The sequence below is a fragment of the Virgibacillus sp. 6R genome (genome assembly GCF_001895305.1).
In the GTDB taxonomy this organism is placed as follows: Bacteria; Bacillota; Bacilli; order Bacillales; family Amphibacillaceae; genus Virgibacillus; species Virgibacillus pantothenticus.
On sequence record NZ_CP017762.1, the window covers coordinates 637406 to 653038 of the forward strand.

At 38.4% G+C, this 15633-nt stretch carries 16 protein-coding genes; 5 read left to right on the forward strand and 11 right to left on the reverse strand.

Annotation, left to right across the window (positions count from 1 at the left end; translation table 11 throughout):
- Window positions 1-30: 30 nt before the first annotated feature.
- The 6 genes from BKP57_RS03020 to BKP57_RS03050 all read right to left on the reverse strand — a co-directional run bounded on the left by BKP57_RS03020 (window position 31) and on the right by BKP57_RS03050 (window position 5466).
- Window positions 31-564: a hypothetical protein gene (locus BKP57_RS03020; protein ID WP_083547183.1), complete on the reverse strand. Its 534-nt coding sequence runs from the start codon at window positions 562-564 to the stop codon at window positions 31-33.
- A gap of 517 nt (window positions 565-1081) precedes the next feature.
- On the reverse strand, window positions 1082-1399 hold the full coding sequence (locus BKP57_RS03030) for a hydrolase (RefSeq protein ID WP_072740970.1): 318 nt from the start codon (window positions 1397-1399) through the stop codon (window positions 1082-1084).
- A gap of 182 nt (window positions 1400-1581) precedes the next feature.
- Window positions 1582-2949, reverse strand: coding sequence for an MATE family efflux transporter (locus tag BKP57_RS03035; protein WP_128743287.1), 1368 nt, complete (start codon window positions 2947-2949; stop codon window positions 1582-1584).
- Between the two features lie 1000 nt (window positions 2950-3949).
- Window positions 3950-4417 (reverse strand): hypothetical protein, encoded by a 468-nt coding sequence (locus BKP57_RS03040; protein ID WP_050350416.1) that lies wholly within the window; start codon window positions 4415-4417, stop codon window positions 3950-3952.
- Entirely contained in the window at window positions 4418-4612 is a 195-nt protein-coding gene (locus tag BKP57_RS03045) for a helix-turn-helix transcriptional regulator (RefSeq protein ID WP_050350415.1), read from the reverse strand.
- Window positions 4613-5025: 413 nt separating this feature from the next.
- A complete protein-coding gene (locus BKP57_RS03050) occupies window positions 5026-5466 on the reverse strand; it encodes an OsmC family protein (RefSeq protein ID WP_072740971.1) in 441 nt (146 codons plus the stop codon).
- Window positions 5467-5692: 226 nt separating this feature from the next.
- Here BKP57_RS03050 and BKP57_RS23055 point away from each other — a divergent pair, with 226 nt between their 5' ends.
- The gene (locus tag BKP57_RS23055) at window positions 5693-6034 is read left to right on the forward strand and encodes a hypothetical protein (RefSeq protein ID WP_050350413.1); all 342 of its coding nucleotides are present in this window, start codon (window positions 5693-5695) and stop codon (window positions 6032-6034) included.
- Window positions 6035-6066: 32 nt separating this feature from the next.
- Window positions 6067-6453, forward strand: coding sequence for a beta-propeller domain-containing protein (locus BKP57_RS23060; protein ID WP_250637879.1), 387 nt, complete (start codon window positions 6067-6069; stop codon window positions 6451-6453).
- A 618-nt stretch (window positions 6454-7071) separates the two neighbouring features.
- Here BKP57_RS23060 and BKP57_RS03065 read toward each other — a convergent pair.
- The 5 genes from BKP57_RS03065 to BKP57_RS03085 form a co-directional block, all read right to left on the reverse strand.
- Window positions 7072-8520, reverse strand: coding sequence for an o-succinylbenzoate--CoA ligase (locus BKP57_RS03065; protein ID WP_050350411.1), 1449 nt, complete (start codon window positions 8518-8520; stop codon window positions 7072-7074).
- A gap of 136 nt (window positions 8521-8656) precedes the next feature.
- The gene (menB, locus tag BKP57_RS03070) at window positions 8657-9475 is read right to left on the reverse strand and encodes a 1,4-dihydroxy-2-naphthoyl-CoA synthase (protein WP_050350410.1); all 819 of its coding nucleotides are present in this window, start codon (window positions 9473-9475) and stop codon (window positions 8657-8659) included.
- Between the two features lie 46 nt (window positions 9476-9521).
- Complete coding sequence (gene menH, locus BKP57_RS03075) at window positions 9522-10322, reverse strand: 2-succinyl-6-hydroxy-2,4-cyclohexadiene-1-carboxylate synthase (protein WP_072740972.1); 801 nt, start codon at window positions 10320-10322, stop codon at window positions 9522-9524.
- A 2-nt stretch (window positions 10323-10324) separates the two neighbouring features.
- The gene (gene menD / locus BKP57_RS03080) at window positions 10325-12070 is read right to left on the reverse strand and encodes a 2-succinyl-5-enolpyruvyl-6-hydroxy-3-cyclohexene-1-carboxylic-acid synthase (protein ID WP_072740973.1); all 1746 of its coding nucleotides are present in this window, start codon (window positions 12068-12070) and stop codon (window positions 10325-10327) included.
- Window positions 12067-13458 (reverse strand): isochorismate synthase, encoded by a 1392-nt coding sequence (locus tag BKP57_RS03085; protein ID WP_050350407.1) that lies wholly within the window; start codon window positions 13456-13458, stop codon window positions 12067-12069. Before BKP57_RS03085 ends, menD begins: the two co-directional genes overlap by 4 nt.
- Window positions 13459-13675: 217 nt before the next feature.
- Between BKP57_RS03085 and BKP57_RS03090 the strand changes: the two genes are divergently transcribed.
- The 3 genes from BKP57_RS03090 to BKP57_RS03100 are packed head-to-tail and all read left to right on the forward strand — an operon-like array spanning window position 13676 to window position 15395.
- Entirely contained in the window at window positions 13676-14614 is a 939-nt protein-coding gene (locus tag BKP57_RS03090) for a 1,4-dihydroxy-2-naphthoate polyprenyltransferase (protein ID WP_050350406.1), read from the forward strand.
- A gap of 11 nt (window positions 14615-14625) precedes the next feature.
- A complete protein-coding gene (locus BKP57_RS03095) occupies window positions 14626-15012 on the forward strand; it encodes a hotdog fold thioesterase (RefSeq protein ID WP_050350405.1) in 387 nt (128 codons plus the stop codon).
- 29 nt (window positions 15013-15041) lie between these two features.
- Window positions 15042-15395, forward strand: coding sequence for a TraR/DksA C4-type zinc finger protein (locus tag BKP57_RS03100; RefSeq protein WP_050350404.1), 354 nt, complete (start codon window positions 15042-15044; stop codon window positions 15393-15395).
- Window positions 15396-15633 lie beyond the last annotated feature (238 nt).

A 15633-nucleotide genomic window follows, 5' to 3' on the forward strand; every position in this document is an offset into this window, starting at 1 on the left:
CTTGTCTTCAACGCCTTTTCCAATACTTCATTAACGATAATCAATATTCGTTATTTTCCACTGATTTTCAAAAGTAAACTCTAGCTCAATGGTATAAGTACCATAAAAATCGGTTTGATTTGTTTGGGTAACCTTTACTTGATTATCGCCCTGCTCTATCATCTCATATGGCTCATCTTTTATAAACCATGCCGGTTTACTTGTCGGTCGAAGGAACAAGCCATCACTCTTTTCCTTATAATAATACTCTACATAAGGTTTCGCAACCGAACGTGTCGTAATAGAACTAAAAGCTTCATATAATTCTTGTTTGGAATCTAATGCCTTCACTCGGTAGTTCGAATAAATGGGCTGCACCAATGTATCCATAAATTGTTTTGATAAGCTGACCACATTTTTGTGGGTTAATGGTTTAATTTCTGAATCCGCTACAGCATTTGCAGAGTCAACAGGTTCCTCTTCTGCCGCAGCCGGGGTTTGTATTTGAAACGCAACAGGGGATAACATCATGATAACAAATATAAGAACGATAGAGCTATACAATATGAATCGTTTATTCAACACATGAAGGCCTCCTTTTATGTGAACATGCTCTCTTTTTCCTTATTAGTCTATTCCTGTTCCTGGCAAAAGATAAACCTACCTCACATAAAAGAATTTTGATTCAGAGATAACGGAATATAAAGTGAATCTTCAAGCAGTGGGGGGTTTCATTCATCCCCTACTGCTTGTAAGTACCGTAGACCTAAAGGCTTCTTACGAAAGATGGCAGTTAGGTGCTGTTACCTTCTTAAACTTGTTTATAGTACAGATTTATCTAACTCCTGAAGTAGGAGTCTTACAGCTTCCTTATATGTGGGATAAATATATTGTAAAAAAATATAGAAAGCTGCAAATTTAAATTCAGCTCCATTTTTTACCTGTTCACGATTTGCTTGTTTTGTTATCCACTTTATTTACAGGGGCTAAAATAAAACCCCTCAGAATAAATTTTAATCCTATAGAAAGGTCTAGAACAAAGGCGCAAGCGCATTTTTCCTAAAAAACTTCTCCTGTTGTATAGCTTTAAAACCTATCATCATCAAGTATCATTTTCTAAAATCCCCATGTCTGCTATATGTGCTTTGGTTTGTTCATTTCCTAGATCATGTACAAGCTTATAGGCTTTAGCCATATTACTATCGTATTCATCATTCGACGAATCGTTATGGTATGGAACTATCGGGATATGCGCCCTAAAGAAAGTACGTATACCAGAAGCATTAGCCTCATCAAAGGCTTCCCGTAATTGGACGATATCCTCTTCGGTAGCATAAATAACAAATTCATCATTATTATGATACTTTACACGAGATATTTCTCCAGATCCCATTTGGACATAATATTTTTGTTTTTCCATTAGAAACACCTCCTAATCATTTAGTATTTCTTTTATTAACGAAAACCATGTATGATAAAGTGAAACTTCATTCAGTAGTTAATTTAAGGCAGCTTACATTTGAGAAAAAGCATTAAAAAAACTCGCTACTAAGAGCGAGTGTGCGTCATATTCAAGAAAATACATGCTTAATTTTTAAAATACTAAAAGCCTCTAGCGTCGTATTGATTACGCATAACTCCTTTTCGAGCTATAACTAAAAGTACGAGTGCTACAATCGTTTCTGATACCGGAAGTGCAAGCCAAACGCCAGTAGTTCCTAAAAATAGGGGCAAAATAAACAGCATCGCAATCAATAAAATGAAGCCCCTAAATACGGTAATACCAACAGATGGACGGACGTAACCAATAGACTGATAATAGGTCATATAAATAAAATTGACTCCCATAAATAAATACCCTAGGAAAAATAGCTTTATTCCTCTTACAGCAAGGTCTTTAATCTCGCTTGTAGCCACCCCAAAAATCGAAACGAGTAACTCAGCACCTAAATAACCAATCACTAAAAAGAAACCGCCAAGCAGAAATCCAGTTATTTCAGCAATTTTCACTGTTTCTTTAATCGAGGTGAATTTTTTTGCCCCGTAATAATAACTAATCATCGGTTGAATCGACGAGCCAATGCCAATAAAAGCGAGTAACATAAATGTATGCAAATAATTAATAACCGAAAATGCAGCTAACCCATTTGTTCCGGCATAATGTGCAATAGCAATGTTATATCCCATTACAAATATACCAATACCTGCTTCTGATAAAAAGCTAGGGAGTCCAATAGCACTGATTTGTTTCAAGTCATCCTTTTTCCAAATTATTTTTGTGAATTTTAAACCAGATCCCTTTTTTAAAAAATGAAGCGTATAGATAAGCAATCCAATCAATGTAGCCAATGAGGTAGCAATAGCGGCACCAGTAACTTCCCATTCTAGAATAAAAATCATAAGATAATTAAGGACAATATTAACAATCGCAGAAACAATTAAACCAACCATCGCTAATTGTGGGTCCCCGTCATTACGTACAAAAATACTCAAACATACCTCCCACGCCAGAACTAAAGAAAACATAAACATGACACGCATATAGTCTATAGCGTATGGTAATGTTTCAGCATTTGCTCCAAAAAGTTTGGCTAATGGTTCGATAAACACAAGACCAATAATTCCAATAAAGATGGTTATTACGGTTAGTAGTACAAAAGAGATCGTGTATAACCTCTTTGCCTTCTCCTTATCCCCTGCTCCAATGGCAATGGAATATAAGGTTCCTCCTCCAACGCCGATTAACAAGGAAATGGAAATAATAATCGAGAATACAGGAACAGCTATATTTACACTTGCTAAAGCAAGAGAGCCTACGCCATTTCCAACAAAGATACCGTCGATAACGATATTCACCGACATAAGCATCATTCCTAAAATAGTCGGAAGAAAATATTGAAAAAAGCTTTTTTTAACGGACTGTGTCCCTAATTTTTCTCCTACGATGCTCAAAACATCACCCCAATTCATTACAGATACTTTTATTCTAATTTCGTCTCCCTGAAAAGTCCATTTTAAGAGATTGCCTCAAAATATACTTACTTGAAAATAAAGCGGATAGGTAAAAAGGGATACTATCCTTTTTTAATCAACACTTCTTCAAAGTGAATTTTCAATCAATAGGGGTTTTCATTCATCCTCCACTGATTGTGCGTACCGTAATGGTATGACTGAAAGGCTGCTTACGAAATCGGGCATTTAGGTGCTGTTTTCTCCCACTTAGACTTTGTTGCAGTACAGATTTATCCAACACCTTCTTAAGCAACTTTCACACGGGATAAAGGGACATTTGTAACCAGAGGGGAAATCTTCAGCCTCAGCTGGACATAGGTTGAACAGAACGAAATACTTGACTTGCATTTCTCACTTTTCCTACTTAAGTTCACCCTAAGGTTGAAGCGAAGGTCTAACTGCCAGTTACATATAGATGAACAAAGGCGCGGGTCGCCCGTTTAGCAACGTAGTGAATGGAACGGAATCAACTAAAGATTTAGGAATCGCCACTAAAACAGGGGTATGCCGACGTCTGAGCGGCAAGCCCGTTTTTAGTCGGCCTTCCCCTTAGTGACGAACCGATGATGACTTATCGTAGGGCGCATTTCTAAAGTCGCCTAGTTGCTGGGCTCATGCGCCGGACGTGGCTATTCGGTTATTTCGTCATCCACAAGTACCTCATTTTATAGTTTCCTATACAATTAAAAAATACTTTATACTTCAATATAAGAGGTGGAAACAGAAGTATTTTTTTAAAAAGTAAAATCCGAACTGTCTAGAAATTATGGATGGTGCAAATAACCACTTCGGAAATATACTTCGCTTTTCGCAGACGGCTGGCGATCCTAATCATGTTAAACACTGCCGGGCTCACTGGTGCCTTTACTCCTGAGCAGAGTCTACGTATATTCCCAATGCTAAATTAGTGCTTCATTTGCCTTTAGGGTTAATATTTAGTTATGTCCTTCAACCATATTTATTCTAGTAACTCTTTATTTTTCTCATATGATTTTTTTAATGAAAGTCGGTCAAAAATAAGCATAAATATAGAAGCAAGAACAGAGGGACCTAATATATCCAGAAAATCTATCCAACTATTCGGAATACCTCTGATCAAAAGTAATACAATAAAAAAAATCGCTCCGAATCTAATTGCTCTCTTTCGTAAATTTCTTTTTGTTTTAGAATAGTTTTCTTTATTAATTACGTCTGTAAATTCAATACCCGACAAAATATAACGTAAATAGGTGTATATTAAGATAAAACAAAAAGCTGCAAATGCTAAAAGCATGCCATCTAAGCTCCAAGCAAACCAGCTACTTATTAATACAGTTAAAATTAGCATAATAGCCAAAATTACTGCTGCTTCAGCTAAAAATCTAACAACCCTCATACGCTTATATTCATCTTTTGGTAAAAAAACATGTAGAAATGAGTGTTTCATTTACGATTCCTCCCAAAATAGATCATCTAACGTCTTTTCTAGTTCCTTTGCTATTGCAATACAGAGATTTAAGCTTGGGTTATACTCCCCTTTTTCAATAAGTCCAATCGTTTGTCGAGTCGCATTGACTCTTTTGGCAAGTTGAGCTTGTGTTAATCCTTTTTCAACTCGAGCTAGCTTTATTTTATTAGCCATGTCACACCACCAAAAGAAAAATATATCTAACATTATGTTAAAAATATATTACATCAAATATAAATAAGTCAACTGTTTACGAAATAACAGAAAAATAATAAAGAGAGACATTATGAAGCTTTTCTTTTAAAGCCCGCTGTTTGTTAGATATGCGAATGTAGGTTAAATTTAGCGGATAAAGTGAAGATATTACGTACGTTTATCTTTAGAGGTTTTAAGACATGCAGCATGTAGTAGCTAGCGTATAATTTTATCATCTTTAGTATTAGAAGAACTTGGCTTACCGCCAAATCTTTATGGCGGAAGCTGTAGTTTTTCTTATACTATAAACCATAGAAATTTTATACTTTCCTATAGTGCAAAAAAAACAAAGACAGTATAAACTTCCTGCCCTTGTTTTTAACAAAACTTCATTATTCAACGATGATATTATTTAACTTTATATTGACTGGGTTTGCCAGCGTATCGCCAACTGGGCATGTATCTTCAATAAAAGCAACGAATTCTTCTACTTTCTCTTGTGGGGCATCCGTTTTAATATGAATATTGTAACGGATTTCCGAATAGCCTTTTCGTACATCGGCTTTGTGCATAAAACCATCTGGATCTAAATCCCCTTCTAGTTCAACCCAGAAGTCGCTGAATTTAATTTGAAACTTCTTAGCAAATACGCGTGCGACTATTGCCTGGCACGCACCAAGAGCACCAAGTACTAATTCAACAGGATTCATTCCCGTATCTGTACCTCCTAAGTTTTTAGGCTCATCTACAGTGATCTCAAAATTTCTCGATTTTACTTTAACTTGAACGCCATCTTGCAGGTGAGCAGTGGCTTTAAAAATAGATTTAGCCATATTAGCAAGCCCCTTTTCTAATCATATTTTACTAGGATAATTTAATTATATAATAGTATGCTAACATTTACCATAGATAATTTGTGAAATGGTGAACATAAACAAATCGAAATCCCTCCTTTTGTGAGCTTAAAGTTTGACAAGTATGTATAGCGCTCTATATGGAACGTTTAAATTGGCATAAAAGTTGCTTCTAAATTTCAAATATGAAAAGGAGGAATTTTAATTGATCATCAGAAAAGGTAACACGGAAGAAATCTATCACGGTGTTTCCGTTCCAGATCCTTACCGTTGGCTCGAAGATGAAAATTTAAACGAAACCAAGGAATGGACTGCTTACCAAAACAACGGGACTAGAAGAAATGAGATAAAAAAGAAGTTAACACAGCTTATGAACTATCCAAAATATTCTCCCCCGCAAAGGAAAGGCGATTATTATTATTTTTTTAACAATGATGGTTTACAAAATCAACCTATTCTATACCGAACGATGGATATACACGAACGTACAAACCTGGAAACAGTTATTGATCTGAATCAATCGATAAGGACGGAACGACAGCGATAACAAATATAACCTTTAATTACGATGGAACCCTACTGGCCTACACTCTATCCTTTAACGGTAGTGACTGGCAGGAGTTCAGAATAATAGATTTAATATCTATGGAAGAGTATCCAGAACGGTTAAAATGGTGCAAATTTAGCAATATTGCCTGGAGAAAAGATATGAACGGCTTTTTTTACAACCGGTATCCTGATCAAAGATCGGTTCACTCCAATAAAAAAGGCTATTATAACGCCGTTTATTGGCACAACATTGGAACAAATCAAGAAGAGGATATCCTTATTTACGAAGACAAAACCGAAAAAGAACTATCTTTTCTTCCCGAAGTCTCAGACGATAATAAATATTTAATTTTAAAAGTTTATAATGGGACCGAACCAAAAAGTAAACTCTACTATCGGGCTTTAGATAAATTTTGACACATACCACCATGGAGCGGTCTCAAAATAATGGAATAGGCTGGGCATAACTAAAACAGTTAATTTAAAAAACGAACAATAAAGTGGATCTGCCATTAGCGGGGATTTCTTTCACCCCCACTGAATGTTAGTACTACAAAGGTGTTACCTAAAGGCCACTAAACGAATCGGTAAATTTAGGTGCTGTTATCTCTCACCACTTTTTTCTTGCACATCAAATTTTAAAGGAACAGTCTTCAAACAGCTAATATTCGAAATAAATCGACCACTGCGTATACACGAGTTTTAGCGTAGTCAAAATATGTAGACTTCAAAGGGAACAGCGCGAGCTGACGATCTTGCAGGAAAAGATTTTTGCTTTCTAAGCAAGCAAATCGATGTTAAATGATAAATAATTTAGGGTTAGTGAGCAGCTAATTGCTAAAGCAGGGTCATGCATGGATGAAAAAGCGCTTCTCTTATAAGCGGAATACTATACTCGTTTTATAGGTCCGCTTTTTTTATTTCCACGGTATGTACGATTTGAAAAGCCCTATGGAACTCGCCTGCCTGATACCTATCCGACAAAAAAGCTTGTAGGATACATGAAGGTACCTCTACAAGCTAAAATGCCTTTCTTTACAATAATTTCTTTAATTCTCTACGTACGAGTTTATTGGATGCGTTCCGGGGCAAACGAGCCACTTCATAAATTTGCTTTGGACATTTATAAGCAGCTAAATGCCGCTTTAAAAAAGCTTGAAGCTCTGCTTGATTATAGGTTCCATCATCCGTCACAATAAATGCAATCGGAACCTCGCCCCATTTCGTATCTTCCACTCCAGTTACGCCTGCCTCTTTAATTCCCGGAAAACGTAATAGCGTGCTTTCTATTTCTGAAGGGTATACATTTTCACCACCTGAAATGATTAAATCGCTTCGCCTGTCGATAACATATAAATACCCTTCCTTATCCAAATAGCCTAAATCACCTGTAGCTAACCAGCCTGCAATTAGCGCCTTTTCTGTTGCAGCTTGATTCCTATAGTACCCACTTGTAACCATCGGTCCTTTCACATAGATTTCTCCTACACCATCCTCATCAGGTGCATTAATTTTCACTTGGGCTGGAAATAAAGCTTTTCCGGCAGAGCCAATTTTTTTTAGTGCATCGTTTGCATTTAATGTCACGATTTGCGAAGCGGTTTCTGTCATTCCAAAAGACTGGAAAACTGGGACGCCCTTTTCCTTCGCCTGTTCTAGTAATGGCTTTGGTGCAGGTCCTCCGCCTAACAACATACATCTTAGTGAAGCGGGGTACGTCTTTTCCCCCAACTCACCCAATAGCTGCTGTAGCATCAAGGTTACAACAGACACCATCGTTATCCCTTTTGTCATAATCGCTTGATGTACCCGTTTTTTATCAAATTTCTCTAGTAAGTATACAGGCATACCATAAATGACGCTGCGAATTAGAATCGATAAACCGCTAACGTGGAATAATGGCAATGCTGCCAGCCATTTATCTTCGCTCTGAAGGCCTAAATTCAGCGCACTTCCTATCGCACTCCACCAATGATTTCCATATGTATGGACAACTCCTTTAGGAAAACCTGTTGTTCCTGATGTATACATCATAGTAAACGGCTTATCTAAATTAATTTCTGTAGCGATATCTATGGCTTGCGGCTGAAGGCACTCAACTGCTGTTAAGGACAATGCTTTAGAAACGGGCAACTTCCCAGCTAGTTCAGCTAATGTTTCTGTATAGATTAAAAATGACACTTCTGCATCTTTCAATTGATATGTCAGCTCATCCCCCGTCAATCTGCTGTTTAACAAAACAACCACTGCTTGCAAATAGCTTAGCGCATGAATAGCAATCACCATCGTTGGCTGGTTTGAAGAGAGCACCGCAACATGTGTCCCCTTTGCTACTCCCCAGCCAGCTAATTTTTTTGCATAGTCCTGACTTCGTTCCTTTAACTGTTGGAATGTAAGTGTGCTCCCATCTGAAAGCTGAAGTGCTATTTGGTCAGGAGATATGTCCGCTTGTTTCGTTAACCAATGCGGGATAACCATTTGCATGTTGAACACCTCTTTTCAATGCTCCGACTTTAAGCAAAGGTTTTTTACAGTAAGATACCGTCTTGTTAGAATCGTTTAAAATCAAGATTTAACTTCCATGTTCATCTATTTTAACTTTCCTTTTGAACTATTTTGTTTAAGGGAAACGAGGAAACTTTTTAAAGTCGGGTTTTCTTTTTTCTTTAAACGCATCTCTTCCTTCTTTTGCCTCGTCTGTCGTGTAGTAAAGTAATGTTGCATCTCCACCCATTTGCTGCAAACCAGCTAAACCGTCTGTATCTGCATTAAAGGAAGCTTTTAAGAAACGCAATGCAGTTGGAGATTTAGATAACATTTCCTCACACCATTGAATCGTTTCTTCTTCTAGTTTCTCCAACGGAACAACGGTATTTACCAATCCCATTTCATAAGCTTCTTCTGCATTGTATTGACGGCATAAGTACCAAATTTCTCGTGCACGTTTATGACCGACCATTCTTGCAAGTAAACCAGCGCCATAGCCAGCATCAAAACTACCAACTTTCGGACCCGTTTGACCAAAGATAGCATTATCTGCTGCAATTGTTAAGTCACATACGACATGAAGTACATGACCGCCTCCGATAGCATAGCCAGATACCATTGCAACAACAGGCTTAGGAATGGTGCGAATTAAGCGTTGTAAGTCCAATACATTCAACCTTGGGATTTGGTCACTGCCTACATAACCGCCATGTCCACGAACAGATTGATCGCCACCGGAACAAAACGCCTTGTCTCCTTCGCCAGCTAAAATAATGACACCAATGTCTGAATCGTCTCTAGCGTCTGCAAATGCATCAATCATTTCATTTACCGTTAATGGTGTAAATGCATTTCGCTTCTCAGGGCGATTGATGGTCACTTTGGCAATGCCATTATATTTTTCATAATAAATCTCTTCGTAATCTCTTACTTTTTCCCATTGTACTGCCATGTTTCTTCCTCCTTTAAAGTCTATGTAAAGTAAAAAGGTACTTCATTTAGAATAACCCCTTTAAACATCCAGTTACTATTTTACCAAAAATATTCGGTTTCTCCACGTGAATTGCATGTCCTGCTTCAGAAACGATCGTTTGTTGCGCATGCGGCAATATTCGTTCCATTTTCCCCATGATTTCGCAGTACTTTTGATCTAACCCCCCCGTTAGTAGGAAAACCGGTTTATCAAACTGAGTTAGTTTGTCCCAGTAAGACGCCTGCACGCCTGTCCCCATAAAACGAAGAGAATCGGCTAAGCCTGAAGCGGAATGGCTCATACGTTCTTTACGGATCCTATCTTGAACAGAAACTGGTAACTGTTGTTGCGTTATAAATAGGGGAATGTTTTCCCAATAAGGAACAAACCAGTCCATTCCCCTTTGTTCCAGGTTTGTTGCTAACTTATTGTCCGCTTGTTTTCGTTGTTTGCGCTCTATCGGATCTTCAAGACCTGGAGAAGTACTTTCTAATATCAGGCTCTTCACCGCTTCTGGATAATTCATTGCAAAAGCAATCGCTGTTCTACCACCCATGGAATAACCTAGCAGATGAACAGGTTCCAGATTTAAATATTTTAATAACGAAACAAGATCGCTACAGCACGCTTCCATTGATTTATGGTTTGCTGTTGTTTTTCCGTGACCAGGAAGATCCACGGTAATGACTTGCCAATGCTGCTTCCATATGCTTACAAAAGACTGCCACGTTTCACTACTACCCGTAAATCCATGGAGTAAAACAAGTGGTTTTCCTTCGCCATGCACTTCATACCAGTACGTAGCATCTCCAATCGAAAAAAACACGATTAATTCCTCTCTCCTACTATTTCCTGCTCAATTGCCTGCCATTTTTCACGATGCCAAAGAGCATTCGTCTCCCGGTTTGTTTTTACTTCAACAACTACCAGCCCAGCTTGTTGATAGCTTTCTAAAAGTGCTTCCCTTACCTCTAGTTCCGTTCTCGCAAGCACATACTGACCACCGTACATATGAACCGCATGTTTAAAATCAATATTTAGAGGTGTACCAAACAATGCTTCAAAATGCTGTTTGTCATTTGCCTGTGATAAAAAGGAAAAAATGCCCCCACCGTTATTATTAATTAATAAAATAGTAAGTGGTAATTGATAATGCATAGCAGCATGTAACCCATTCATATCATGGAAAAATGATAAGTCTCCTAATACAAGTGTTACTCTATTTCCAGCTGCACATGCCCCTAAACCACTTGATACGACACCGTCAATTCCGTTCGCCCCACGATTAGCAAATACTTCGATTTGCTTTTTTGTGGTCCAAAAGAACGAATCTAAATCACGTACAGCCATACTGTTGCCAACAAAAATACAGCTCTTTTCCGGGGTTGTCTTGAGTAAAGTACGTACTGCTTCACCCTCTTTAAGCTCCTGATCTGGCTTACAGTTTAGGTGCTTTTTCGCAATCTCATTATACTGCTTCCAGATTTGCAACCATGTTTTTGAACTCTTTGGAGTTGCTGATGCAGTCAACACTTCGCAGCAAGCAACTGCATCAGCAAAGATAAACGCTGTTGGATTACTCATCGGTTCACGAAATCCTTCATGGTCTTCAACAACTATTTGCAGTGCATGCTGATGCTGTTTTACATAAAATGAATATGCTTTGGAAACTGGCATTGCGCCAAATCGAATAATGAATTCCGGCTTCAACCTTTCACGAATAGCTTGATTGCGCAATAAAGCGTCATACCCCTCGATAATTACATCTGAAACATGGCTTCCAGCTCGAACCTGTGATAATGGGTCAGCCAAAATAGGAATTTGCCATTTTTCAGCTAACTTCGTAATTGCCTCTGGTAATTCAGGGTCAGTTTGTGGTCCGCAAACAATAACACCTTTTTCTTTATTCGTTAATTTAAGCAATACATCCTCCACCTGCTGTTCGGATAAATGTTTCTTCCCTTCATAAGCAGGTAAGGTTGAAGTCGGATGAGAACGGTCATGAATCCCCCACACGTTTTCATACTGAAAATCTACCATTAATGGCTCACGAAAAGGAAAGTTCAAGTGAACCACACCAGGGTTCCCTTCCCGAGCAATATAACATGCACTTGCAGCTTTATTTCGTACATATTGAAGCATGTGCAGATCAGCTTCCGGAAGTGCCATTTCATGGAACCACTTTACATAATCTCCGTACATTTTTATTTGGTCAATAGCTTGAGGTGCACCAACGTCGCGTAATTCATGTGGGCGGTCAGCAGTTAACACAATTAACGGAACCCTGCTATAATAAGCCTCGACAATAGCTGGAAAGTAATTTGCTGTCGCTGTTCCAGATGTACAAACAAGAACAACGGGGCGCTTTGTTTTCTTCGCCAGTCCAAGTGCAAAAAAAGCAGCTGACCGTTCATCAATAATAACCCATTCCTTCATCTTTTTATGCTCAGCCAACGTTAGCGCTAGCGGTGTGGATCTGGAACCAGGAGAAATAACAGCATCCGTTAATCCGTTAGCAACTAATTCATCGACAAAATTCGTCACATAGCGCGTCAAAACTTCTGTATGATTCATGCTTGTCCCCCTAAAACAGTTAGCATTGGAGAGAATTTAATGCGTGTCTCTTCAAATTCTTCCTCTGGATTTGAATCTTTTACAATTCCACAGCCTGCAAACAAAGACGCTTCATCTTCTTGAATTAATGCCGAACGAATGGCTACTGCAAATTCCCCATGGTCGTTACTATCTAGCCAACCAACGGGAGCACCATACCACCCTCGGTCTAACCGTTCATAATCCCGAATAAATGTCATAGACAAATCTCGCGGTACTCCACCAAGAGCTGGAGTAGGATGCAATTCTTTGACAACATTGAAAATCGTATAGCCATCTTTTAGTCTTCCTGTAACAGGCGTATATAAATGTTGCAGATTTTTCAATGGATATACAACTGGTGTATCCGGTATGTGCACATCCGTGCAATATTTGTTTAATCCTTGTTTAATCATTTGCACGACAAAATCATGCTCTTCCCTATTTTTCTGGTCATGTAATAGGTTGTCTGCAATTTGTTGATCTTCTACTTCTGTTTTACCTCGTGGTGCGGTTCCTGCTAGGCAAGTTGATAGCAGTTCTTGTTTATCTACCTTTACAAGTCGTTCCGGGGTAGCGCCTACAAAGCAACTATTATTTTGCTCAAAGGCAAAAACATAACTGTTCGACTGTTTTTTAATTAAATCACCTAAAATATGACTGATATTTACTTGCTTATTAAACTGAAGACGCAACTCTCTAGCAAGCACGATTTTATCCATTTGCTTCTGTTGAATCTCTTGCTTCGCTTTTTGTACAGTTTGCTTCCATTGCTCTGGAGCAATAACCTTGGAGTTTACTAAACGCGGTGTACCATGTTGCTCTTTAGAAGCTTGAAACAATATTCTTTCAGCAGCCTCTATTGCTTTCATTAACTGAATAGGATGATCGTCTCTACGTATCTTCAAGTTAATCGTAAAATAGACATCATCCATATTCTTTGTCAGCATATATTCTGGTACAGTAAATTTAACTCTAGGGAAATCAGCCCACAGCTCTGTTCTTGGCTTTTGTGGGTCAAAATCTAATCCACCTAGACTTACTAATCCCGTTCCAGGTGCTTGAAAAGGGTTATAGATCCGTACATCACCTAGTAGTTTCTTCCAAGTAGTTTCTGTATATTGAAAACGGTCTTGGTTAGCACTTATTTCAAATATATTCCCAACACCAACGATGGAAAAAGAATCCTTTGTGCTCGTCCAAAAACATCGCTCTTTATTTAATCTTGCAGCTGCTGCAAAGAAAAGAACTGGATCTTTTGGTTCTACCTGTTTCGTAATACTAACAAGTTGAGCCTCTTTCGTTAATGGCATCTGATGAATGGCATCGCGCAAGAGTTCTTCAACTTGCTGATCCTGTACTCCTATCATTTCAATTAACCTCCGTTAAACTAACAATGACAAACTTTCTTCTTTATTTTATTCTCTTTTCCGCTTATTCTCAAGGAAATCAATCGCAAGCGTTGACACTCTATCATAAATTCCATAGAATTAATATGATTATCGTTCTCATGTTTTATTAAATAGCAACAGCAGCTATATCTTATACGATCTATGTATAGTAACAAACAAAGGGAGGGGAGAATAGATGCATTCATCCAATAAAGTTACCATCAAAGACGCACTTAACGAAAGAGATGGTTTTCAAATTTGGTGGCGACTGCTACGACCTCATACTTTAACCGCTTCATTTGTACCAGTATTTGTCGGCTCCATGCTCGCATTTCATGAAGGCCATATGAATATATTCCTTTTCATGGCCATGCTTATTGCTTCAATGCTTATTCAAGCCGCCACAAATATGTTTAATGAGTATTATGATTTTGTCAAAGGACTCGATAATGAAGAATCTGTCGGTATCGGTGGTACAATCGTCCGCGATGGAATTAAACCAAAAACAGTCTTACATCTAGCGCTAAGCTTTTTCGGAATTGCCATGTTACTCGGTGCTTTTATTAGTGCAACATCAAGTTGGTGGATTGCGGCTATTGGTTTAATCTGTATGCTTTTCGGATATTTATATACTGGAGGTCCTTACCCAATAGCTTATACTCCATTAGGCGAATTGTTCTCGGGATTCTTAATGGGGACTGTCATTATCGGAATCAGTTATTTCATTCAAGCTAAAACCATCACGTTGGAAGTAATACTCGCTTCCATTCCAATCGCGATATTTATCGGAGCCATCTTGCTTTCCAACAACATTCGTGACCTAGACAATGATAAGGAAAATGGTCGAAAAACACTTGCAATTTTATTAGGTCGAAAGAGGGCTATTGGCTTTCTAGCGCTGATGTTTTTAACAGCCTTTTTCGTCACTGCATGGCTTATTATTAAAGGTATTTTTCCATTGTGGTCATTCATAACCTTTATCGGTGCAATTAAAGCTGTTGATGTGATCCAAAAGTTTAAAGGGAAAACACAACCGCTTGAAATGATGCCTGCTATGGCAGCCACCGGTAAAACCAATTCTATTTATGGGATTCTGTTAGGTATCTCATTATTTATCAGTACGTTTATAAATTAGGGGGAAGCTTCATGGCCTATCCGAACACGTTAATGGAAACTCTTGGCATGGAGACGTTGACGATGACGAAAGAAAAAGTCCAGCTTACGATGCCGATCGATCACCGAACCCGCCAGCCATTCGGATATCTACATGGCGGCGCCTCTGTTGCGCTTGCTGAATCAGCAGCCAGTATTGGTGCCAGTCTACATGTTGATCTCCAATCAGAAGCAGTTTTTGGAATAGAAATTAACGCCAATCATATCCGCAGTGCTAAAAGCGGGCTTGTAACAGCAACAGCAATTCCTTTACACATCGGCAAATCAACGATGGTTTGGGAAATAAAGATTACCGATGAACAAGGTCAGCTCCTATGTGTTTCCCGATGCACCATTGGTATAATTACCAAGAAAAAATAATCCTCGGACCTTCGGAAAGGGATTCACTAATGAAAACATATCTTAGCCAAGATAAATTATTTGAGTTTCAAGAAAAACTATTGAAAATGAAAAAAGAAACAGAAGAAGCTATTGAAGCAAATAATACGGTAGCTCCCAATGAGGCTTTAGAAGAATTAGCCGATTATGATAACCACCCTGCAGACATGGGAACAGAACAGTTTGAGCAACAAAAACAAGCTGGGATGAAGCAAATGTTAGAAGAACAATTACAAGCAATTGATGATGCGTTACAGAAAATTGAACTGGGGACGTTTGGATTAAGTGAAAAATCTGAAAAGCCAATTCCGATTGAACGACTAGAAGCCCAACCTACAGCTCGTTGCTTGGTGGGGGAAGAATAGAGAGAAGGGACTGGGACATAAGCAAATACTAAATAGCAAACCGAACAATTATAAATGAATTGTTCGGTTTGTTTGTATAAAAAAATTCCTATCATCGCTACGTCAACATATTTCGCTTTCCGTAGGTCTCCTCAGCTTCCCCGGAAAGCAAAGAACGCTTTCCTGCTGGATCTTCAGCTCGAGCTATTCCCTAGAGGGGTCCACATATTTTGACTCGCTAAAAACTTGTGTTTACACA